Below are 21,455 nucleotides of genomic sequence, written 5' to 3'. Positions count from 1 at the left end.
TCGCCGGTGGGCGGAATGTGTGAAGCCGATATGGTGATGCGCGCCGCCTGTTGCCGCGGCGCGCTGATCTGGGTCAGCCCATTACTTCCTTAGCGACCTTCACCACGTTCTCGACCGTGAAGCCGTACTTGTCCTGCAGCTTGGCAATCGGGGCCGACGCGCCGAACGTCGACATCGCGATTGTGCGGCCTTCGTACCCGACATAGCGGTCCCAGCCGATCTCGCCCGCCATCTCGATCGCGACACGCGCCTTGACCGACTTGGGCAGCACGCTTTCCTTGTAGGCGTCGTCCTGCTTCTCGTAGCGATACCAGCTCGGCATCGACACGACGCGCGCAGCGACACCCTCCGCCTTCAACTGCTCATATGCCTTGATCGCCAGCGACACTTCGGAGCCGGTCGCGATCAGGATCACCTGCGGGTCCTCGCTGTCGGCGAGCACATAACCACCCTGCGCGACACCCGCAGCGCTCGCGTATTTGCTGCGATCGATCGTTGGCAGCGCCTGGCGCGAGAGGACCAGTGCCGCCGGCGTGCTGCCGTCCTTCATCAGCGCGCGCCACGCTTCCGCGACCTCGTTCGCGTCACCGGGACGGATCGTATCGAGCCCCGGGATCGCACGCATCGTCGCCAGATGCTCGATCGGCTGGTGAGTCGGGCCGTCCTCGCCGACACCGATCGAATCGTGCGTGTAGATCCACACCGATCCGACCTCCATGATCGCCGACAGGCGTACCGGCGCGCGCATGTAATCGAGGAAGACGAGGAAGGTGGAGCCGTACGCACGCAGGTGCGACAGCGCCATGCCGTTCACCACCGCGCCCATGCCATGCTCGCGGATGCCGAAGTGAAAGTTGGTGCCGCCATAATTGTTCGCCTCGAACGAGGCGGCTTCCTTGATGTCGGTCTTGGTCGAGGGCGCGAGATCGGCCGATCCGCCCAGCAGCCACGGCACCTTCTTCACGATCGCGTTCAGCACCTTGCCGCTCGAATCGCGACTGGCAAGGCCCTTCTCGTCCGCGTCGAAGGTGGGGATCGCGTCTTCCCAGCCCTCGGGCAGTTCGTCGGCGAGCAGTTGCTTCAGCTCAGCCGCCTCGGCCGGGTATTGCTCGCTGTATTTGCCAAGCAGCGCCTCCCACTCCTCGCGCAGCTTGCTTCCGCGGCCGCGCACCGCCTGCTCGAACGCCGTCTTGGCGTCGGCGGGGACGTAGAAATCCTTCTCCGGCCAACCATAGGCCTTCTTGGTCTCGGCGATGGCCTCGACGCCCAGCGGCTCGCCGTGCGCCTTCTCGCTGCCGGCCTTGGGGCTGCCCCATCCGATCACCGAGTGCGCGACGATGAAGGTCGGCTTGTCGTTAGTCGCCTTGAACGTGTCGAGCGCCGCATTCATCGCCGCCACATCGTTGACGTCGTTCACGTGCATCACGTTCCAGCCATAGGCCTCGAACCGCTTGCCCACATCCTCATCGAACGCGAGTGCGGTGTCGCCCTCGATTGAAATGTGGTTGCTGTCGTAGATCCAGCACAGGTTGGAGAGTTTCAGGTGGCCCGCGATGCTCGCCGCCTCGGCGCTGACGCCCTCCATCATGTCGCCGTCGCCGCACAGGACGTAGACGTCGTGATCGAACAAAGTGAAGCCAGGCTTGTTGTAGCGCGCGGCCAGCCAGCGCTCCGCGATCGCCATGCCGACCGAGTTGCCGCAACCCTGCCCCAGCGGCCCGGTCGTCGTCTCGACCCCGGTTGTGTGACGGTATTCGGGATGGCCCGGCGTCTTCGACGACAGCTGCCGGAACTGCTTGATGTCGTCGAGGCTGATCGCCGGCTTGCCGGTCTTCTTGCCCGATCCGTCGACTTCCTCGACGCCCGCCAGGTGCAACAACGCGTAGAGCAGCATCGAGGCGTGGCCCACCGACAGCACGAACCGGTCGCGGTTGGGCCATTGTGGCGCGCCGGGATCATAGCGCAGATAGTTGTTCCACACGGTCCAGCCGACCGGCGCCAGCGCCATCGGCGTACCCGGATGGCCGGAGTTCGCCTTTTGCACCGCGTCCATCGACAATGTGCGGATCGTGTCGATCTGCAGCCGCGCGGGGCTGCCGTCCTCGTGCAGGTCCGTGGCCGTGGCGGCGGGGGCGGTAGCGGTGTCAGTCATCGGGGAGCCTCTTGTCGGGTTGAAGCGCGAACGCACCGATGCGCGCCCGGTTGCCGAATGCCCGCCGCCTTAAACGCTCGCTCCGCCTTGTTCCATAGCCGTAACGGCCTACCTGCGCGGCTCAGAAGTCGATCGCAATGCCCTTCTTTTCCCAGTCGCCATAGCGGACGGGATCGCGGCCGAGCGGGTCTTCGGCCGGACGCTGCATCGGCTCGGGCGCGGGCACGGGAGTGTTGGGCGTCAGATATTCGGGCGGCTTCACGTTGTCGGGGCGCTTTCCCATGAACCGGCCTTTCGGATTGTGCGGGTAGTGCCCAGGCGACATATAGGCCGGCATGAACGGCTTCAAGACGACCGCCCTTTCCTACGAAGCACGCGGCTGATGGCGCGCGACATGACGCGCGCGGGCGAGCCGCTCGGCACCGCGCCCCGGCGCGCCGCGCTCCGCCTGCTCGATGCGGTGCTGCGGCGTGGTGAGGCGCTCGACGCCGCGCTGCCGCTTGCGACGCGCGCGCTCCACGGCGGACCCGACCGCGGGCTCGCACACGCGATCGCGGCGGAGACGCTCCGGCGGCTGCCCGATCTCGACGCGTTGATCGACTCGGCGACGCGGCAGCGGTTGCCCGACGATGCGAAGGCCCGCTTCGTCCTGCGTATCGCGCTCGTTCAGGCGTTGTCGCTCGGCACGCCCCCGCACGCCGCGATCGCGACCGTGCTGCCGTTGATCGACGGTGGTCCGAAGCGGCTGGTCCACGGCGTGTTCGGGGCGCTGATGCGCCAGAACGCTCGCCTGCCCGAACAGCCGACGCTGCCCGCACACGTCGCGGAGCGCTGGCGCGCGAACTGGGGCGAGGCGATGGTCGCTGCCGCCGCACGCGCGATTGCGGTACCTCCGCCTCTCGACCTGACGCTGCGCGACGACGGCGTGGTGCATCCAGACGGCGTTTCGCTCGCCCCCGGTCACGTCCGCGTCGACGGCGGCGACGTCCCGACGCTCGCCGGCTATCCCGAGGGCGGCTGGTGGGTGCAGGATATCGCCGCCACGATCCCCGCGCGGCTGATCGGGCGCGGCACGGGCGAGGCGCTTGACTTGTGCGCCGCGCCCGGCGGCAAGACGCTGCAGCTCGCCGCCGCCGGCTGGCAGGTCGAGGCAGTCGACGTGTCGCAGACGCGCGCCGAGCGGCTGGCGCAAAACCGCGCGCGCACCGGATTGCCGTTCAAGACGACGATCGCCGACGTGCTCGACTGGTCCCCCTCTGAACCAGCCGACGCGGTGCTGATCGACGCGCCGTGCAGCGCGACCGGCATCTTTCGCCGTCACCCCGACGTGCTCTACCGCGCGCACCCGGCGGTGATCGCGGAGGCTGCCGCGTTGCAGGCGCGCATTGTCGATCGCGCGGCCGATTGGGTGAAGCCCGGCGGCGTGCTCGTCTATGCGACCTGCTCGCTCGAGCCGGAGGAAGGCGAGGCGCAGCTTGATCACTTTCTTGCCACGCATGGCGATTATGCGATCGAACCGGCGCGCAGCGACGAACTGCCCGTCGGGATCAGCGCGCACGAACGCGGCTATGTCCGCACGCTGCCGACGATGCTCGGCGACGAAGGGAACTGCGACGGCTTCTTCGTCGCACGCTTGCGCCGCGCTGGCGGATAGCGCGGACGCACGCTAGGGCTGCGCGATGCAGAAAGCCGTCCGCATCGCCCCTTCGATCCTGTCCGCCGACTTTTCCAAGCTGGGCGAGGAAGTGCGCGCGATCGATGCAGCGGGTGCCGACTGGATCCATATCGACGTGATGGACGGGCATTTCGTCCCCAACATTTCGATGGGGCCGGCGGTGGTGAAGGCAATCCGCCCGCACACGACCAAGCCGTTCGACGTCCACCTGATGATCTCGCCTATCGACGCCTACCTGGACGCCTTTGCGGAGGCCGGCGCGGACACGATTACCGTTCATCCCGAGGCCGGGCCGCACATCCATCGCTCGCTCCAGCACATCAAGTCGCTCGGCAAGCGCGCGGGGGTGGTGCTCTGCCCGGGCACGCCAGCCAAGATGCTCGACTATCTAATAGACATGGTCGACCTCGTGCTGGTGATGAGCGTCAACCCCGGCTTCGGCGGCCAGCATTTCATCGACAGCCAGCTGAAGAAGATCGCCGCGATCCGCAAGATGATCGATGCGACCGGGCGCGACATCGATCTGGAGGTTGACGGCGGGATCGATGCCGACACCGCCAGGCGCGCGATCGAGGCGGGCGCCGATGCGCTGGTCGCAGGCACCGCCACCTTCCGCGGCGGACCCCAAGCCTATGCCGCCAATATCGCTGCGATCCGCGGCGAATGAGCGATGCGCGCGCCGACGGGCACACGGACGAAAGCGCGCGCGACACGATCGAGGCCGGGCACCGCATGGTGCGCGCAGCGGGCGAGGGCAGCGCGTCGCTCGGCCAGCGCGTCGCGGACTATTTCGACCGGCTGACCTGGCGCACCCCGATCCACGACATGCGGCTGAAGGGCCGCTACCCGCGAAAACTGCTTGCCGTCCCTGCCGACCCGGTCGCCGGTAGCGTTGAATATGGCGAGGCGCTGACCGCGGGTTGGCTGGCATGGGGCAGCGAGTTTCGCGCCCTTGATGAAGTGACGTTCGCAGCCAGCATCGGCAGCGCCGCGTTTGACGATCACGCGCAGAGCTTCGCTTGGCTGCGTGACCTCTGGACGGCACCCGATCGCGCCGCTGCGACGCGCACCGCAGAGATCCTCACGCAGCGCTGGCTGGCGGTGCACGGCGAGCGCGTGACCGAGCGCGGCTGGCGGCCCGATCTGTGGGGCAGGCGGATGCTGATGTGGACCGCACACGCCCCGCTGCTGCTGTCCTCCGCTGACCTGATCTATCGCAGCAGCGTGTTGAGCGCGATCGCGCGCGGCGCACGCCACCTCGATCGCACGGCCGACAAGGCACCGGTCGGGGTCCGCCGGATCGCCGCCTGGTGCGGCGTCGTCGCGGCCGGGCTGCTGATCCCTGGTGGCGACCCGCGGCGCGCGATCGGCGAGACGGGGCTGGAGCGCGCGTTGGCGCTATCGGTTGGCAGCGACGGCGGTATCGCCAGCCGCAGCCCACGCGACCAGCTGGACGCGATCGAACTGCTCGCCTGCCTGCGCGCCGCCTACGACGCGCGGCGGCTCGACCTGCCCGAGGGCGTCGCGCAGGTACTGGCGCGGATGGTCTCGGCGCTGCTCGGCACGATGATGGGTGACGCCGGGCTGTCGAGCTGGCAGGGCGCCGGACCGATCGCGGCGGACGAGGTGCAGGCGGTGCTGCACGCCAGTCGCGTCGTACGTCGTCCGCTGCGTCAGGCGAGCGACCGTGGCTATCAACGCATCGCGGCCGCGCGCAGCGTGCTGGTGATGGACGCCGCCCCTCCGCCGACGACGCCCGGCGCGGCGGGTGCCTGCGCCTCGACGCTGGCGTTCGAACTGTCGGACGGCGAGGAGCGCGTCGTCGTCAATTGCGGCGGGGCGGCGGTGATCGCGAACATCGGGCTCGCCGCCGGCTTGCGCTCCACCGCGGCGCATTCGACGCTGGTGCTCGCCGACAGCAACTCGACCGCGCTGCTGCCCGACGGATCGCTCGGCCGCGGGGTAAGCGAGGTCGACCTGTCGCGGCAGGAATCGGACGCGGGCAGCCGCATCGAGGCCCGCCACGACGGCTATGCACGACGCTTCGGCTTTCGCCATCACCGCATCGTGACGATGGCCACCGACGGGCTGGAGCTGCGGGGCGAGGATTCGCTGCTGCCGACGGGGAAGCGCCCCGCGCGCGGTGGAACGCCGTTCGCGCTCCGCTTCCACCTGGGCGCGGGCGTCGAGGTGATGGCGAGCGCCGACGCGCAGGGTGCGACGCTGATGACGCCTGGCGGCGCGACATGGCACTTCCGCGCGGCCGGGGCGACCGTGATGATCGACGACAGCGTGTGGATCGATCCCGAGCGGCAGATCGTCCCGACGCGTCAGATCGTGGCAGGCGGGAGCGCCGATCCGGGCGGCGCCACGATCAGCTGGATCTTCAAGCGCGCACGGTGAGCTCGCCTTTGAAGCACGCGCCCGCGCCGAACTGACCCTTGAAGCAAGCGCGCTGAGCGGCCAAGGCGCCCAAAAACATGAGTACAGCCATGACCAGCATCACGATCAAGCGCGCGCTTCTTTCGGTCTCCGACAAGACGGGGGTGATCGACCTCGCCCACGCACTCGCCGTTCGCGGCGTCGAACTCGTCTCGACCGGCGGCACCGCCAAGGCATTGCGCGATGCCGGACTCGACGTGCGCGACATCTCCGATCTGACCGGCTTTCCCGAGATGATGGACGGCCGCGTCAAGACGCTGCATCCGATGGTGCACGGCGGGGTGCTCGCGGTGCGCGACGATGCCGGACACGCCGCCTCGATGCAGGAGCACAAGATCGGCGCGATCGACCTGGTCGTGGTCAACCTTTACCCCTTCGAGGCGACGGTCGCAAAGGGTGCCGAGCGCGACGAGGTGGTCGAGAACATCGATATCGGCGGCCCCAGCATGGTGCGCTCGGCCGCGAAGAACCATGCTTATGTCGCCATCGTCACCGATCCGGCAGATTACGCGCTGGTCGCGGGCGGCGAGACCAGCCTCGATGATCGCAAGCGGTTGGCGGCGAAGGCATTCGCGTTGACCGCCGCCTATGACGGCGCGATCGCGCGCTGGTTCGGGCAGGTCGACCAGGGTGCGGCCTTCCCCGACGTGCTGCCGCTGACGCTCCGTCGGCAGGGCGAGCCGCTGCGATACGGCGAGAACCCGCACCAGTCGGCCGCCTTCTATGCCGCGAACGACGGCGTGCGCGGCGTCGGGCAGGCGCGACAGGTGCAGGGCAAGGCGCTGTCGTACAACAACTACAACGATGCCGACGCGGCGCTGGAGCTGGTGGCGGAGTTCCGCGATGCCGCGCCGACCTGCGTCATCGTCAAGCACGCCAACCCTTGCGGTGTCGCGACCGGCGCGACGCTAGAGGATGCGTACGCACAGGCATTCGCGTGCGATACAGTGTCAGCGTTCGGTGGCATCATCGCGCTCAACCGTCCGCTCGATGCCGCGACCGCAAAGGCGATCACTGGCATCTTCACCGAAGTGGTGGTCGCGCCCGACGCCGATGAGGAGGCGATCGCGCTGTTCGCCGCCAAGAAGAATCTGCGGCTGCTGCTGACCGGTGACCTGCCCGATGTCGCGCGGCCTGCGCTCACCGTGAAGAGCATCGCGGGCGGCTGGCTCGTGCAGGGGCGCGACAACGGTTCGCTCGCTGACGACATGCTCAAGGTGGTGACCAGGCGTCAGCCCACCACGCAGGAGCTTGCCGATTGCCGCTTCGCCTGGACGATCGCCAAGCACGTCAAGTCGAACGCGATCGTCTACGCGAAGGACGGTGCGACCGCGGGCGTCGGCGCAGGGCAGATGAACCGGCTCGAATCCGCGCGGATCGCCGCGTGGAAGGCGAAGGATGCGGCCGAGAAAGCGGGCTGGAGCGAGCCGCGCACGATCGGCTCGGCGGTCGCCTCCGACGCGTTCTTCCCCTTTGCCGACGGGTTGATGGCGGCGGTCGAGGCGGGCGCCACCGCGGTCATCCAGCCCGGCGGATCGATCCGCGACGATGAGGTGATCGCCGCTGCCGATGCGGCAGGGCTCGCGATGGTGTTCACCGGCATGCGCCACTTCCGCCACTGAGGCCGACTAACTGGTGAAGCCACCCTCCTTCGGCAGGGTGGCTTCTTCCGCCTTCGGCATCTTGGTGAACAGTGCGCGGTCCTCCGGTCCGAAGGCGTAGCGCCAGATCATCCACAGGTAGATCGCGGCGGTCGCCGGGATGCCGACCGCCAGCTGGATCGCGCGGTGCCCCGGCGGCAGCAGCGTAAAGGCGCCGCCGACCAGCCCCGCCGCGATCGCCGCCCAGGCAAGCGGCCAACGCATCGGCGACACCGACGCGCCCAGCATCCGCCGCAACACCCGCGCCTTCACCACCGAGGTCAGCAGCAGCGTGACCATCAGCGCGACCGGCGCGCCCGCCGCCTGCTCGGTCAGGCCAAACCCCAGCGCGCGCATGCCGAGGACGAACGCGAACGACAGCGCGACCTGCACCCCCAGCATCGTCGCCGAGATTACCAGATTCCGGTGCCGCGCCATGTAGACGAGCGCCGATTCGCTGACTGCCCCGGTCGAGGCGAACACCTCCGCGAACAGCAGGAACACCATCGCCGCCGCACCGCTCTCGAACTGCGCGCCGACCGAGGCCATCACCGCCTTGCGCGGGATCGACGCCATCAGCGCGAGGCACAATTGCGCCGCGATGATCCAGAACGCGACCTGCCGCACCTGCCGTGCGATCGCCGCGTAGTCGCGTCGCGCAAGGCTCTGCGTCACGACGGGACCGAGGATCGGGTCGAAGCTGGTCTTGAGCTTCTGCGGCAGGCTCGCGACCTGCTGCGCCATGTAATAGATGCCGACCACGCCCGGCGCGAACAGCACACCCAGCACGATGCGGTCGACGTTACGACTTCCCCACTCAAGCGCATCGGCACCCGCGAGCGGCGCGTTGGCGCGGGCGAGCTGGAACAGCCCGCGCAGGTGCGGCGACCATCCGGTCGGCACCCCGTAGCTGCGCACCAGCGGCACGATGCTGGCGATCAGCGCTGCAGTCATCGACGCGACGTAGGAGAGGATCAGCCCGTCGCGCAGCGTGAAGAAGGAAAAGGCATAGGCCGCGCCCGACAGCGTCCACGGCTCCACCACCGCGCGCGCGGTGACGCTCGCCTTCACGTCGTGGCGATAGGCGAGTGCGGCCAGACTCACGTCCGACAACGCTGGCGCCAGGATGATGAGCGGGAAGAAGCGGTCGAGCCCGGTGATCCAGCTGCTCGGATACATCAACTGCGGGAATGCGCACAGCAGCGCGCTGGCGCATAGCGAGACGATCAACGCGACGCTCAGCGCGTCGGCGACGACCGCGTTGTGCGGACGGTCGGTGGAGCTCAGCGCCTGCGCCAGCCCGCGCTTCAACCCCAATGTCGCCACCAGCGCGGCGAGTTCGACCACTACGACCGCGATCGCAAAACGCCCGACCAGCGCCGCGCCGTAGAGATGCCCGGCGATGAACAGGAACGGGATGCGCGCGCCCAGCCGCAGCACGAACCCCGCGACGTTGGTGCGCCCGCCCTTGGCAAGCGCGGCGATGTCCTTCTGTTCAGGCGGTAGCGCTGCGGTGGCGCCCGTCAATGCGCCGCTCCCCAGCTCGCCCCCGTGCCGATCTCGACACCCAGCGGCACGTCGAGCTTCACCGCGGGCTCGGCCGCGGTCGCCATGACACGCTCGATCACACCACGCGCCGTCTCGACCTCGCCGTCCGCCACCTCGAACACCAGCTCGTCGTGGACCTGGAGCAGCATGTGCGTGCCCGTCAGCCCGGCGGCGGCGAGTGCGGGTTCCATCCGCACCATCGCGCGCTTGATGATGTCGGCGCTGGTGCCCTGGATCGGCGCGTTGATCGCGGCGCGCTCTGCCCCCTGCCGTTCGTTCTGCACCTTGCTCTTGATGCGCGGGAAGTGCGTCTTGCGCCCGAACAACGTGGTGGTGAAGCCACGCTCGCGAACCTGCGTCAGCGTTTCCGCGATGTAGCGGTTGATGCCGGGAAAGCGATCGAAATAGCGGTCGATCATCGACTGCGCCTCATCCGCCGTGATGTCGAGCCGACCGGCGAGGCCCCAGCGGCTGATGCCGTACAGGATCGCGAAGTTGATCGTCTTCGCGCGCGCGCGATTGTCGCGCGTCACCTCGCCGAACAGTTCCTGCGCGGTCAGGCTGTGGATGTCGTCGCCGTTGGCGAATGCCTGCTTCAGCGCAGGCACGTCGGCCATGTGCGCGGCCAGGCGCAGCTCGATCTGCGAATAGTCCGCGGCGAGGATGACGTGGCCGGGCTGTGCCACGAACGCATCGCGGATCTGGCGGCCGACCTCCTGCCGGATCGGGATGTTCTGCAGGTTCGGATCGGACGACGACAGTCGCCCGGTCTGCGCGCCGGTCAGCGAATAGCTGGTGTGGACACGACCGGTGACCGCGTTGATCTGTTCCTGCAAGGTATCGGTGTAGGTGTTCTTGAGCTTGGTGAGGCCGCGCCAGTCGAGCACCTTGCGCGCGATCTCCGCGCCCGCCGACTCCTTGTCGGCGGCGAGGCGCTCGAGCTCGGTGACGTCGGTCGAATAAACCCCGCTCTTGCCCTTGCGCCCGCCCTTCAATCCCAGCCGCTCGAACAGCACGTCGCCCAATTGCTTGGGACTGCCGATCGTGAACGGGCCGCCCGCAAGGTCATGGACCACCACCTCAAGCGCGGCAATCTGTTCGGAAAAGTCGGCCGACAAGCCAGCCAGCCGCTCGCGATCGACCATGATCCCGCGCTGCTCCATCCGCGCGATCACCGGAACCAGCGGACGATCGACCATCTCGTAGACGCGGGTGGCGCTTTCCGCGGGCAACCGCGGCTTGAATCGCCGCCACAGCCGGAGCGTCACGTCGGCGTCCTCCGCGGCGTATCGGGTCGCGGCCTTCAGATCGACCTCGTGGAAGCCGAGCGCCTTCTTGCCGGTGCCGACCACGTCCTTGTAGGCGATGCACGAGTGCTGGAGGTGCGTTGCGGCGAGTTCGTCCATGCCGTGGCCGTGAAGCCCGGCGTCGAGGTCGAAGCTCATCACGATCGTATCGTCTAGCGGCGCGACGACCACCCCATCCAACCCGGCGGCGGCATAGGCGCGGTTTAGGACAATCAGGTCGTACTTGAAATTATGCCCGACCTTGAGGACACCCGGGTCCTCGAGCAACGGCTTGAGCTTGGCGAGCACCGATGCAGCGTCGAGTTGCACCGGCCGCTCGGCGAACATGTCCGACCCGCCCCCTCCACCAGTGAAATGCGCCAGCGGCACGTAGCAGGCGCGGTTGGGGGCGAGCGCGATCGAGATGCCGACCAGTTCCGCCGCCATCGGATCCTTGCCCGTCGTTTCGGTATCGAGCGCGACCCAGCCCTGATGATGTGCCGCAGCGATCCACGCGTCGAGCGCGACCTCCTCGACCACTGTCTCGTAGCCGTCGTGATTGCACGCCGGCTCGTCGTCGAACTGGACGCCCGGCACCTTGGCCTCGGGAACGGCTGCGTCGGCCACCTGGCCGAGCCGGGACAGCAGCGACTTGAAGCCGTGATGTTCGAGGAACGCACGCAGCGGCGCCTCCGGGATGCCTTTGAGCGCCAGGTCCTCGAGCGGTTCGGGCAGCGGCACGTCGCAGGCGAGCGCGACCAGCCGGCGCGACAGTCGTGCGTTATCGGCGTGTTCGAGCAGATTGTCCTTCAACTTGCTCTTCTTCATCTCGGGCGCAGCGGCGAGCACGCCCTCGACGTCGCCGAACTCCTGGATCAGCTTGGCCGCCGTCTTGGGTCCGACGCCGGGGACGCCGGGCACGTTGTCGACCGAATCGCCCATCAGCGCCAACACCTCGCCAACCTTGGCCGGGGGCACGCCGAACTTCGCCTCGACATCCGCCGCCATCAACCGGCGGTTTGCCATCGTGTCGAGCATGTCGAGGCTGCCGTCCTCGACCAATTGCATCAGGTCCTTGTCCGATGACACGATCGTCACCTGCCACCCTTCAGCCAGCGCCGCCTTGGCATAGCTGGCGATCAGGTCGTCCGCCTCCCAGCCCTGCTCCTCGATGCACGGCAAGGAGAAGGCGCGCGTCGCGTCCCGGATCATTGGGAATTGCGGAACCAGATCCTCGGGCGGCGGCGGGCGGTGCGCCTTGTACTGGTCGTACATCTCGTTGCGGAAGGTGACCGACGACTTGTCGAGGATCACCGCCATGTGCGTCGGCCCATCGGCCTTGTGCAGATCGTCCGCCAGCCGCCACAGCATCGAGGCATAGCCGTAGACCGCGCCGGCCGGCTCGCCGTGCTTATTGGTGAGCGGCGGCAGACGGTGGTAGGCGCGAAAGATGTAGCCCGAACCGTCGACGAGATAGAGATGCGGCATGGCCGCCGGCTTAGGCGGTTTCAGGCCAGCGCGAAACCGCTGTGCGACGCTTCGCGCACCGGCGTGGCGAAAGCGCAACGCCCGAGCAAATGCTTCGCGCCCTCAGCGCTCAGCCGTCGCTCGCATCCTCGCCGACGCTGGCGCCCGCGCGTCCGCCGGTCAGCGCGGCGGCGACGTTCTGGATCAATTGCTGGCGCTCGCGCATCGGCGCGCGCGTGTCGCCGATCATCACCGCCACTGCGTAGCGCTTGCCATCGGGTGCGGTCAGCAGGCCGACGTCGTTGAAGCCGGCGTTGCGCCCGGCGAGCTCCTGCCCGGTTCCGGTCTTGTGCGCGATCTTCCACCCCGCGGGCAGCGCGGCGCGCAGCCGCGCGCGGCCGGTGATCGAGGCGCCCATCGTATCGAGCATGACACGCGTCGAGGTCTCGCTCAGCAGATCGCCCCGCGCCAGCCGCGCGAGCGCGTCGGCGATCGCAAGCGGGGCGGCGCCATCGGGCGGATTGTCGATGTAGCGCTGCATCGCCGCGGCGCGTACCTGGGGCGACAGGCGCGCGCGCGCCGCCTCGAACCCGCGCCCCATCGCCATCGACTGGTTCCAGGTGAGGCCGGCAGTACCGCTCTGCAGCAGGCGCTCGCCCGGCCCGAAGCGGATCGCGCCCAATTGGTGCTCGGCGATAAAGGCGCGCACCGCCGACGGACCACCGACGAGCGTCAGCAACCGATCGTTGGCGGTGTTGTCGCTCTGCGTCAGCGCACGTGTCAGCAGCCCCATGACCGTGGTCTGGTATCCTTCGCCGCGCACGAGGCTCGCGATCGGCTGGTGGAACAACGTCAGGTCGTTGGTGGTGACGAGCACCGGATCGTCGAGCCGCAGCTTGCCCGCATCACGTTGCGACAGCACGGTCAGCGCCACCCACAATTTGCTGACGCTCTGCTGCGGCATGCTGAGTGCGCCCCCGCGCTGCACGGTCCAGCCGTCATCGACCGCACGGATCGCAGCGCCGGCCTTGCCGGGGAAGCCGGCGATCAGGCGGTCGACCTCAGCGCGCAGGCGCGCAGGCGCCGCATTGGTCGCGGGCAACGGGCGCGCGACGGGCACCGGCATGCTGACGATCGGCCCCGGCGCATCGGTCTGCGTCTCGGCGGCGAGCGGCGCGCGCCCTCCCGGATTGGGCACCACCCCGCCGCTGCACGCCACCACCAGCGCGAGCACACCCGCCAGTCCCAACAACCCGCCGTTACGCATCGATACCCGAACCTCGCCCGCTGCCGATCTGTTGAGCCGAGGCGACGCCGAACGGCAATGCCCGGCCGGCATCTCTGCGACCATCACCCTCATCCATGCGACGAGATGTTGGAACGGCGCGGCCGGCGGACAAGGTTCGTGCGCAACAAGCATTTGTCGCGACAAGGTTTTCACGGCACCAGCACGGTATCGACCGCGCCCGGCAGCATCGCGGGATAGTCGAGCGTGAAGTGCAGCCCGCGGCTCTCGTGCCGGTGCAGCGCGGAGCGGACGATCAGGTCGGCGGTCTGGATCAGGTTGCGCAGCTCGATCAGGTCGGCGGTGACGCGGAAATGGCCGTAATGTTCCTCGACCTCCTGGGTCAGCAGATCGATGCGTCGCTTGGCACGCTGCAACCTTTTTGTGGTGCGCACGATGCCGACGTAATTCCACATGAAGCGGCGGATCTCGGTCCAGTTCTGCTTGATGACGACTTCCTCGTCAGAGTCGGTCACGCGGCTCTCGTCCCACGCTCGGATCGCAGGAACCGTCGGCAACGCATCCCAGCTTTCGGCGATGTGGCGCGCCGCCGCCTCACCGTAGACGAAGCATTCGAGAAGCGAATTGGACGCGAGCCGGTTCGCGCCGTGCAAGCCGCTCTCGGTACATTCGCCCGCGGCATAGAGCCCGGGCAGGTCGGTGCGCCCGTCGCGGTCGACGACGATCCCGCCGCAGGTGTAATGCTGCGCCGGCACGACCGGGATCGGCGCGCACGTCATGTCGATGCTCAACCCGAGCAGTTTCTCGTGGATGTTGGGGAAATGCGCGCGGACGAAGTCGGCGGGCTGGTGGCTGATGTCGAGGTGGACGTAATCGAGCCCGTAGCGCTTGATCTCGGCGTCGATCGCGCGCGCCACCACGTCGCGCGGCGCGAGTTCCATCCGCTCGGCGTCGTAATAGGTCATGAAGCGCTTGCCCGTCGCCGGGTTGATCAGCCGCCCGCCCTCGCCCCGCACCGCCTCGGTGATCAGGAAGTTCTTGACCTCGAGGTTGTAGAGGCAGGTCGGGTGGAATTGCATCATCTCCATGTTGGAGATGCGGCATCCGGCGCGCCACGCCATCGCGATGCCGTCACCGGTCGCCCCACGCGGCGCGGTCGAGAACAGGTAGGTGCGCCCTGCCCCGCCCGTCGCCAGGATCGTCGCACGCGCAGTGTGGAGCTCGACCGTCCCGCTCGCCCGGTCGAGCGCGTAGACGCCCCAGACATTGCCCGCACCCGAGTATCGTTCTTCGTGCCGGCTGGTGGCAAGATCGATCGCGCAGCGGTCGGGCAGCAGCGTGATGTTGGGGTGCGCTTCCGCCGCGCGTTGCAGCGCCTCCTGCACCGCCCAGCCGGTCGCGTCGGCGACATGGACGATGCGGCGGTGCGAGTGGCCGCCCTCGCGCGTGAGATGCAGCGCGCCGGCTTCCTCGGCAAACGGGACGCCCAGTGCGCGCAGCCGCTCGATCGCTTGCGGCGCCTCGCCGACGACGAACTCGACCACGTCGCGATCGTTGAGACCTGCGCCCGCGACCATCGTGTCCTCGACATGGTTGGCGAAGGTGTCGCCGGGCTCCAGCACCGCGGCGATCCCTCCCTGCGCCCAGGCGGTCGACCCTTCGTTGAGCGCCCCCTTCGCCAGCACGGTGACGCGGAAGCGGTCGGCGAGGTTGAGCGCGGCGGTCAGCCCGGCCGCGCCCGAGCCGACGATCAGCACGTCGCCCGCCGTGCTGCTCACGCGGTCACCGTGCGTGGGAAGTCACCAAGGTCGCACCGGCTCTCGCGCGTGCGCGGGCCTGCGTGCAAGGAAGGGGCGGAACGGTCCATCGCGGCGCTATGTGCACGATGCCCGCGGCTTAGGACAGTCCCGTCGATCAGGCGCGCTCAGCCCGCGTTCGCGGCGCGGGTCAGGCTGAGGAACACGTCCTCCAGATCGGCTTCCTTGGTCGTCACGTCGACGATGCCGAGCCCATCGCGCTGCACCGCCGCCAGCACCTCGCCCGCATTCACGCGGTCTTTAGAATAGGTAATCTCGAGCGTGCGCGTGCCCTTGAGCACGATCTTCTCGAAACATGTGGCGTCGGGCAGGTCGGCGACGTCGCGGTCGACCGTCACCGCGACGACCTTCTCCTGCGCCTTGCCGACCAGCTCGGCGGTGGGCTCGTTGGCGATGACGCGGCCGCCGTTGATGATCGCGATCCGGTCGCACAATTCCTCGGCTTCCTCGAGATAGTGCGTCGTCAGCACCACCGTGACGCCAGCGTCGTTGAGGCTGCGCACATAGGTCCACAACTGCTGGCGCAGCTCGATGTCGACACCCGCGGTCGGCTCGTCGAGGACGAGGACGGGGGGCTGGTGAACCATCGCTTTCGCGACCATCAACCGCCGCTTCATGCCCCCCGACAGCGTGCGCGCATACGCCTTCGCCTTGTCCTCCAGATGCACCGCGCGCAGCAGCTCCATCGAGCGCCGCTCACGTTTGGGCACGCCGTAGAGCCCGGCCTGGATCTCCAGCGTCTCGATCGGTGTGAAAAAGGGATCGAACAGGATCTCCTGGTTGACGATGCCGATCGACGCCTTGGCGTTGCGCGGGTGCTGATCGATGTCGAAGCCCCAGATCGACGCCGTCCCGCTGGTCTTGTTGACCAGTCCCGCCAGAATGTTGATCAATGTCGACTTGCCCGCGCCGTTCGGGCCGAGCAGCCCGAACACGCTACCGCGCGGCACGTCGAAGCTGACACCGTCAAGCGCGCGCTTCGCCACCGCGCCCGGCCCTGCGGCGGCGTAGGTCTTGCACAGGTTCTGGATCGAGATCGCGGCTTCGGTCGTCATGCGGGCGCGTTACGCCCCTCTCCCGCGCGTTGCTAGGACGATTGCGAGTCGAGGGCACGCTTGCTAACGCGTGCCCATGCATCCGCCGCTCGAAGTCGTCCGTGTCTCGCAACCCCGCGTCGCCTGCGATGGCGCGAGCGACATTCCCGGCGGCGCAGCGCTGGGCCACCCGCGCGTCTATCTCCAGATCGACGAGCACGGCTATATCGATTGCGGGTACTGCGACCGGCGCTTCGTGCTGATCGGCGGCGCGGCGGACGGCGTCGATCAGGCGACACTGCCCGACATTTCCGAAGGCGCCAGCCCCGACGTTCACTGAGGGCGATCGAGTGAGCGGGGCGGCTTTGCCAACGCGGCGGGCCGTCCTATCTAGTGTGGCATGACCGCACTCGATCCCCGCTCGTTCCTGTACCGCGACTCGCTCGACCCGGACGCGGCGCGGGCGCTCACCGCCGACGCGCTGGCGAAGGCCGACGACGGCGAACTCTACCTGCAATACCGCAAGGCCGAGGCGTTTGGGTTCGATGACGGACGGCTGAAGACCGCAAGCTACGACACCAATGCGGGCTTCGGCCTGCGAGCGGTGTCGGGCGAGATGACCGCTTTCGCGCATGCCAACGAATTGAGCGAGGTTGCGATCAAGCGCGCGGCCGAGACGATGGCGCTGATCGACCCGTCCGCTGGCGCAAAGGCGCAGCCGCCGCGCAGCACCAACCGCCATCTCTACACCGACGCCGATCCGCTTGATCTCGTGCCTTTTGCCGACAAGGTGAATCTGTGCCAGACGATCGATGCCGCGGCGCGCGCGCGCGATCCGCGCGTGGCGCAAGTGTCGGTGGGCTTGAGCGGCACGTGGAGCGTGGTCGAGATCGTCCGTGCCGACGGGTTCGTCGCGACCGACGTACGCCCGCTCGTCCGGTTGAACGTGTCGATCGTGGTCGAGCAGAACGGCCGGCGCGAAACCGGCACGTTCGGCATGGGCGGGCGCTACCTCTACGACCGCCTGTTCGAGCCGGCGGAATGGAACCGCGCGGTCGACGAGGCGCTGCGACAGGCGCTGGTCAACCTCGATTCGGTCGCCGCCCCCGCGGGCGAGATGACGGTGCTGTTGGGGCCGGGATGGCCAGGTATCGTGCTGCACGAGGCTATCGGCCACGGGCTGGAGGGCGATTTCAACCGCAAGGGTACGAGCGCCTTTTCGGGTCGGATCGGCGAGCAGGTCGCGGCGCGCGGCGTCACCGTGGTCGATGACGGCTCGATCGCCGATCGCCGCGGCTCGCTGTCGATCGACGACGAGGGCACGCCAACCAGCGAGACGATCCTGATCGAGGATGGCTTCCTCAAGGGCTATATGCAGGACCGGCTCAACGCGCGACTGATGGGCGTCGAGCCGACGGGCAATGGTCGCCGCGAGAGCTTCGCGCATGCGCCGATGCCGCGCATGACCAACACCTTCATGAAGGGGGGCAAGGACGATCCCGCCGAGCTGCTGTCTCGCGTCAAGCGCGGCATCTTCGCGCAGTCATTTGGCGGCGGTCAGGTCGACATCGTGTCGGGCAAGTTCGTCTTCTCGTGCACCGAGGCGTATCTGGTCGAGAACGGCCGCATCGGCGCGCCGATCAAGGGTGCGACGCTGATCGGCGACGGGCCGAGCGTGCTGACCAAGGTCGAAGGCGTTGGGAACGACTTCGCGCTCGACGAAGGGATCGGCATGTGCGGCAAGGGCGGGCAGAGCGTACCCGCGGGCGTGGGTCAGCCGACGCTGCTGATCGGCGGGCTGACGGTCGGTGGGACCGCGACCGCGTGAGCGGTCAGTAGCGGCCCAACAACAGGTCGAGCGCGGCGCCGATCGCGTATTCGTGCTCGACTAAGTTGGCGACAGGCGCGCGCAGTAATCGGACTGCGACGGCGCCAGATAGATGAGTCTGCATCGTGTAGGCCGTGCCTTCGATCTCGAAAATGGGCGTCAGGCGTGCGTCACCCGCTGGGCGCTCGCTCTCCTCGACCAACGGCGCGACAAAGCGGCTGTTCAGCGCACCAAACTGATCGGATTGGCAATCCAGCCAATATCCTCCGTCCGGCGCCGGATAGACATCGAAGCGCGCCATCAGAACAGGCGATACTTTTCGAGCGGCAGTCCGTTCTTCTCGACCCAGGCGTTGTTGGCCTCGATCCATTCGCGATGGTCCTCGGCCCATTGGCGATCACGCTCAGCCTTGGCGGCGGTGCGTAGCGCCGCCTCGCAGGTCTGCGACAGGTTGATCCCCGCTTCGCGCGCTGCGGCGATGACGCCGGTATCGATCGAGAGATTGACCGCTTTGCGCTTGCCGGAGCTAATCGGATCGTGTCTCATCCACCCAAGCTATGCGCATCACCCATGCGCGTCAACGCGAGGCACATGTCATGGAGTTCTTCCCCGCGCTCACTCCCGAGCATCGCTCCTTTGTCGCAAAGCAGCCGGTGTTTTTCGTCGCCACCGCTGCAACGGACGCGCGCGTGAACCTGAGCCCCAAGGGCATGGACAGCTTCCGCGTGCTCGATGATCGCACCGTCGCCTATCTCGATGTCGCGGGATCGGGGAACGAGACCAACGCGCACCTGCTCGCCGATGGACGCATTACAATCATGTTCTGCGCGTTCGACAATCCCGCGCTGATCCTGCGCATCTACGGGCGCGGACGACCGGTACTGCCGCAGGATGAGGGGTGGTCGGCGCTCGCTGCCGACTTCACGCTGCTGCCCGGCACGCGGCAGATCTTCGTCGTCGATGTCGAGCAGGTGCAGACCTCGTGCGGCTGGGGCGTGCCGTACATGGCGTTCGAGCGCACGCGCGAGACGCTCAACAAATATCACGCGACCCACGACGATCAGACCCGCTTCGCCAAATACGCGCAGCGCACCCGCAGCATCGACGGCCTGCCCGTGCGCAACCCGACGGTGCCCGCGTAATGGCGCTGGTCGAACTCGGTCGCTTCGACCGCAACCTTGCCAACATCATCGTCGGCCGGCTCGCGTCCGAGGGGATCAACGCGGTGGCATTCGACACCGGCGCGTCGATCGCTGATGGCAGCTGGCTGCTGATCCCGGCGCGGGTGATGGTGGACGAGGGCGATCTTTCACAGGCAAGACGGCTGATTGATCCTGCTTGATTATTAGGCAGTGTTGGCCTTTCGCTGCCTGTTTATTGCCTTGCCAGTTAGATTTTTGACACCATTCTGGTGACGCTACACTCTTGCGGCGGTTTGGCACACCGCCTGCAAGGAACCCTCCCACTACTGGGAAGGGGGCGCGATGAAGCTGGTCATTGCCATCATCAAACCGTTCAAGCTCGACGAGGTGCGCGAGGCGCTGACCGCGATCGGGGTGGCGGGCATGACGGTGTCCGAGGTCAAGGGGTTCGGCCGGCAAAAGGGCCAGACCGAGATCTACCGCGGCGCCGAATACAGCACCAACATGGTGCCCAAGATCAAGATCGAGGTCGTGTGTGAAAGTGGCATGGCGGATCGCGTGGTCGAGGCGGTGCAGGCGTCGGCCAACACCGGCGCGATCGGCGACGGAAAGATCTTCGTGCTCGATGTCGGCCAGGCGGTGCGCATCCGCACCGGCGAGACCGACGACAGCGCACTCTGACGGGGGTTGGGGAATGAAGCGATCGATTGAACGACTGGGCGCCGCCGGTGCGGTGATGACGCTGGTGGCGGCGCTGCCCGCCTGGGCGCAGGATGCCGCACTGCAGGCGCCCGCCGCCGCGGCGAGCGCGACCGTTAACAAGGGCGATACCGCGTGGATGCTGACCAGCACGCTTCTGGTCATGATGATGATCCTGCCGGGCCTCGCACTGTTCTATGGCGGGCTCACGCGCACCAAGAACATGCTGTCGACCATGACGCAGATCGGCGCGGTCGCGTGCCTCGCGATGCTGATCTGGGTGATGTGGGGGTACACGCTCGCCTTCGGTGACGGCGGCAACGATTTCGTGTCGGGACTGGGCAAGGCGTTCCTGAGCGGCGTTACGTCGGAAACCACGGCGGCGACGTTCACGCAGGGCGTGGCGATCCCCGAATATGTGTTCGTCTGTTTCCAGATGACCTTCGCCGCCATCACGGTCGCGCTGGTGCTGGGCGCAATGGTGGAGCGGATCAAATTCTCCGCGGTGATGGTCTTTGCCGCAATCTGGCTGACGATCGTGTATTTTCCGATCGCGCATATGGTGTGGGCATCGGGCGGGCTGTTCTTCAAGATGGGAGCGCTCGATTTCGCCGGCGGCACCGTGGTGCACATCAACGCGGGCGTCGCCTCGCTGGTCGCCGCGCTGATCCTGGGCAAGCGGCTCGGTTACCCGACCGAGCGGATCGTGCCGCATTCGCTGACGATGACGGGGATCGGCACCGGGCTGTTGTGGGTCGGCTGGTTCGGGTTCAACGCCGGCTCCGCGCTGGAGGCGAACGGATCGGCGGGCCTGGCGATGATCAACACCTTCGTCGCGACCGCGTCGGGCGCCTTGTTCTGGATGCTGGCGGAGCGCGTCAACGGCCACAAGGGATCGGCGCTGGGCTTCTGCTCGGGCGTGGTCGCCGGGCTGGTCGCGGTGACCCCGGCGGCGGGCAACTCGGGCCCGTTCGGCGCGATCGTGCTCGGCGCGGTCGCCTCGGTGATCTGCTTCTACGCGGTGTCGGTGGTGAAGCCGAAGCTCGGTTACGACGATGCGCTCGACGCCTTCGGTGTCCACGGCATCGGCGGGATCGTCGGCGCGATCGGCACCGCGATCGTCTACGCGCCGTCGCTGGGCGGGCCCGGCAAGCCCGACTACGACATGGCGCACCAGTTGATCGTGCAGATCGAGGCGGTGGTGACCACGATCATCTGGACCGGTGTCGGCACCGCGATCGCGATGTTCGCCGCCCGCGCGCTGACCGGTCTGCGCGTCGCCGCCGACGTAGAGCGCGAGGGCCTCGACCTCGGCGAGCACGGCGAGCGCGCCTACAATTACTGACGACTTTTCGGACGCGGGCCGGTGGTTCGCGCCCATCACGATGTTCCTCCTGCGGACAAACACCTGAGCCCGGTACGGCGACGTACCGGGCTTTTTTTGGGCGTGCGCGCGGCGGAGAGGCGGTGATGCCTGTC

At 67.8% G+C, this 21,455-nt stretch carries 19 protein-coding genes; 10 read left to right on the top strand and 9 right to left on the bottom strand.

The features are described from left to right. Nucleotides 1-73: 73 nt before the first annotated feature. Complete coding sequence (gene tkt, locus SMN802W_RS0114150; protein ID WP_019517575.1) at nt 74-2,152, bottom strand: transketolase; 2,079 nt, start codon at nt 2,150-2,152, stop codon at nt 74-76. A 121-nt stretch (nt 2,153-2,273) separates the two neighbouring features. Continuing rightward, the gene (locus tag SMN802W_RS17240; RefSeq protein WP_083925808.1) at nt 2,274-2,435 is read right to left on the bottom strand and encodes a DUF1674 domain-containing protein; all 162 of its coding nucleotides are present in this window, start codon (nt 2,433-2,435) and stop codon (nt 2,274-2,276) included. A gap of 99 nt (nt 2,436-2,534) precedes the next feature. Here SMN802W_RS17240 and SMN802W_RS0114140 point away from each other — a divergent pair, with 99 nt between their 5' ends. From SMN802W_RS0114140 to purH, 4 genes are all read left to right on the top strand, one after another. Beyond that, nucleotides 2,535-3,806: an RsmB/NOP family class I SAM-dependent RNA methyltransferase gene (locus SMN802W_RS0114140; RefSeq protein ID WP_019517573.1), complete on the top strand. Its 1,272-nt coding sequence runs from the start codon at nt 2,535-2,537 to the stop codon at nt 3,804-3,806. A gap of 25 nt (nt 3,807-3,831) precedes the next feature. Next, nucleotides 3,832-4,494: a ribulose-phosphate 3-epimerase gene (gene rpe / locus SMN802W_RS0114135; protein WP_019517572.1), complete on the top strand. Its 663-nt coding sequence runs from the start codon at nt 3,832-3,834 to the stop codon at nt 4,492-4,494. Further along, the gene (locus tag SMN802W_RS0114130; protein ID WP_019517571.1) at nt 4,491-6,230 is read left to right on the top strand and encodes a heparinase II/III family protein; all 1,740 of its coding nucleotides are present in this window, start codon (nt 4,491-4,493) and stop codon (nt 6,228-6,230) included. The genes rpe and SMN802W_RS0114130 overlap by 4 nt, the downstream gene beginning before the upstream one ends. An 89-nt stretch (nt 6,231-6,319) precedes the next feature. After that, nucleotides 6,320-7,891 carry a bifunctional phosphoribosylaminoimidazolecarboxamide formyltransferase/IMP cyclohydrolase gene (gene purH / locus SMN802W_RS0114120; protein ID WP_019517569.1) on the top strand — a complete coding sequence of 524 codons (1,572 nt, stop codon included), beginning with the start codon at nt 6,320-6,322 and terminating at the stop codon, nt 7,889-7,891. Nucleotides 7,892-7,897: 6 nt separating this feature from the next. Here the strand turns inward: purH and SMN802W_RS0114115 are convergent, their stop codons facing one another. The 5 genes from SMN802W_RS0114115 to SMN802W_RS0114095 form a co-directional block, all read right to left on the bottom strand. Then, nucleotides 7,898-9,436 (bottom strand): lipopolysaccharide biosynthesis protein, encoded by a 1,539-nt coding sequence (locus SMN802W_RS0114115; protein WP_019517568.1) that lies wholly within the window; start codon nt 9,434-9,436, stop codon nt 7,898-7,900. After that, a complete protein-coding gene (gene polA, locus SMN802W_RS0114110; RefSeq protein WP_019517567.1) occupies nt 9,433-12,231 on the bottom strand; it encodes a DNA polymerase I in 2,799 nt (932 codons plus the stop codon). The genes SMN802W_RS0114115 and polA overlap by 4 nt, the downstream gene beginning before the upstream one ends. A 109-nt stretch (nt 12,232-12,340) precedes the next feature. Beyond that, nucleotides 12,341-13,477, bottom strand: a complete 1,137-nt coding sequence (locus tag SMN802W_RS0114105) for a serine hydrolase (RefSeq protein ID WP_019517566.1) — start codon at nt 13,475-13,477, stop codon at nt 12,341-12,343. A 170-nt stretch (nt 13,478-13,647) separates the two neighbouring features. Further along, nucleotides 13,648-15,234 (bottom strand): L-aspartate oxidase, encoded by a 1,587-nt coding sequence (nadB, locus tag SMN802W_RS0114100; RefSeq protein ID WP_019517565.1) that lies wholly within the window; start codon nt 15,232-15,234, stop codon nt 13,648-13,650. A gap of 146 nt (nt 15,235-15,380) precedes the next feature. After that, nucleotides 15,381-16,328: an ABC transporter ATP-binding protein gene (locus SMN802W_RS0114095; protein ID WP_019517564.1), complete on the bottom strand. Its 948-nt coding sequence runs from the start codon at nt 16,326-16,328 to the stop codon at nt 15,381-15,383. Nucleotides 16,329-16,404: 76 nt separating this feature from the next. Here SMN802W_RS0114095 and SMN802W_RS0114090 point away from each other — a divergent pair, with 76 nt between their 5' ends. Together SMN802W_RS0114090 and tldD are read left to right on the top strand one after the other, a co-directional pair. Next, nucleotides 16,405-16,647 (top strand): zinc-finger domain-containing protein, encoded by a 243-nt coding sequence (locus tag SMN802W_RS0114090; RefSeq protein WP_019517563.1) that lies wholly within the window; start codon nt 16,405-16,407, stop codon nt 16,645-16,647. A gap of 60 nt (nt 16,648-16,707) precedes the next feature. Beyond that, nucleotides 16,708-18,135, top strand: a complete 1,428-nt coding sequence (gene tldD / locus SMN802W_RS0114085) for a metalloprotease TldD (RefSeq protein WP_019517562.1) — start codon at nt 16,708-16,710, stop codon at nt 18,133-18,135. A 4-nt stretch (nt 18,136-18,139) separates the two neighbouring features. On the opposite strand, the gene SMN802W_RS0114080 is transcribed toward tldD, so the two are convergent. Then, nucleotides 18,140-18,436: a CcdB family protein gene (locus SMN802W_RS0114080; protein WP_019517561.1), complete on the bottom strand. Its 297-nt coding sequence runs from the start codon at nt 18,434-18,436 to the stop codon at nt 18,140-18,142. Next, nucleotides 18,436-18,681 carry a type II toxin-antitoxin system CcdA family antitoxin gene (locus tag SMN802W_RS0114075; protein ID WP_019517560.1) on the bottom strand — a complete coding sequence of 82 codons (246 nt, stop codon included), beginning with the start codon at nt 18,679-18,681 and terminating at the stop codon, nt 18,436-18,438. The genes SMN802W_RS0114080 and SMN802W_RS0114075 overlap by 1 nt, the downstream gene beginning before the upstream one ends. A gap of 50 nt (nt 18,682-18,731) precedes the next feature. On the opposite strand from SMN802W_RS0114075, the gene SMN802W_RS0114070 reads away from it, so the two are divergent. From SMN802W_RS0114070 to SMN802W_RS0114055, 4 genes are all read left to right on the top strand, one after another. Next, the gene (locus SMN802W_RS0114070; RefSeq protein WP_037524217.1) at nt 18,732-19,277 is read left to right on the top strand and encodes a pyridoxamine 5'-phosphate oxidase family protein; all 546 of its coding nucleotides are present in this window, start codon (nt 18,732-18,734) and stop codon (nt 19,275-19,277) included. Then, a complete protein-coding gene (locus SMN802W_RS0114065; RefSeq protein ID WP_019517558.1) occupies nt 19,277-19,477 on the top strand; it encodes a putative signal transducing protein in 201 nt (66 codons plus the stop codon). Before SMN802W_RS0114070 ends, SMN802W_RS0114065 begins: the two co-directional genes overlap by 1 nt. A gap of 142 nt (nt 19,478-19,619) precedes the next feature. Next, nucleotides 19,620-19,958 (top strand): P-II family nitrogen regulator, encoded by a 339-nt coding sequence (locus tag SMN802W_RS0114060; RefSeq protein WP_019517557.1) that lies wholly within the window; start codon nt 19,620-19,622, stop codon nt 19,956-19,958. Between the two features lie 13 nt (nt 19,959-19,971). Next, nucleotides 19,972-21,321 carry an ammonium transporter gene (locus SMN802W_RS0114055; protein ID WP_019517556.1) on the top strand — a complete coding sequence of 450 codons (1,350 nt, stop codon included), beginning with the start codon at nt 19,972-19,974 and terminating at the stop codon, nt 21,319-21,321. Nucleotides 21,322-21,455 lie beyond the last annotated feature (134 nt).

This window comes from Sphingomonas sp. Mn802worker, from assembly GCF_000382485.1.
Lineage (GTDB): Bacteria > Pseudomonadota > Alphaproteobacteria > Sphingomonadales > Sphingomonadaceae > Sphingomonas.
Note: the sequence above shows the minus strand (reverse complement) of the source record. Positions and strands in the feature narration are given on the sequence as shown.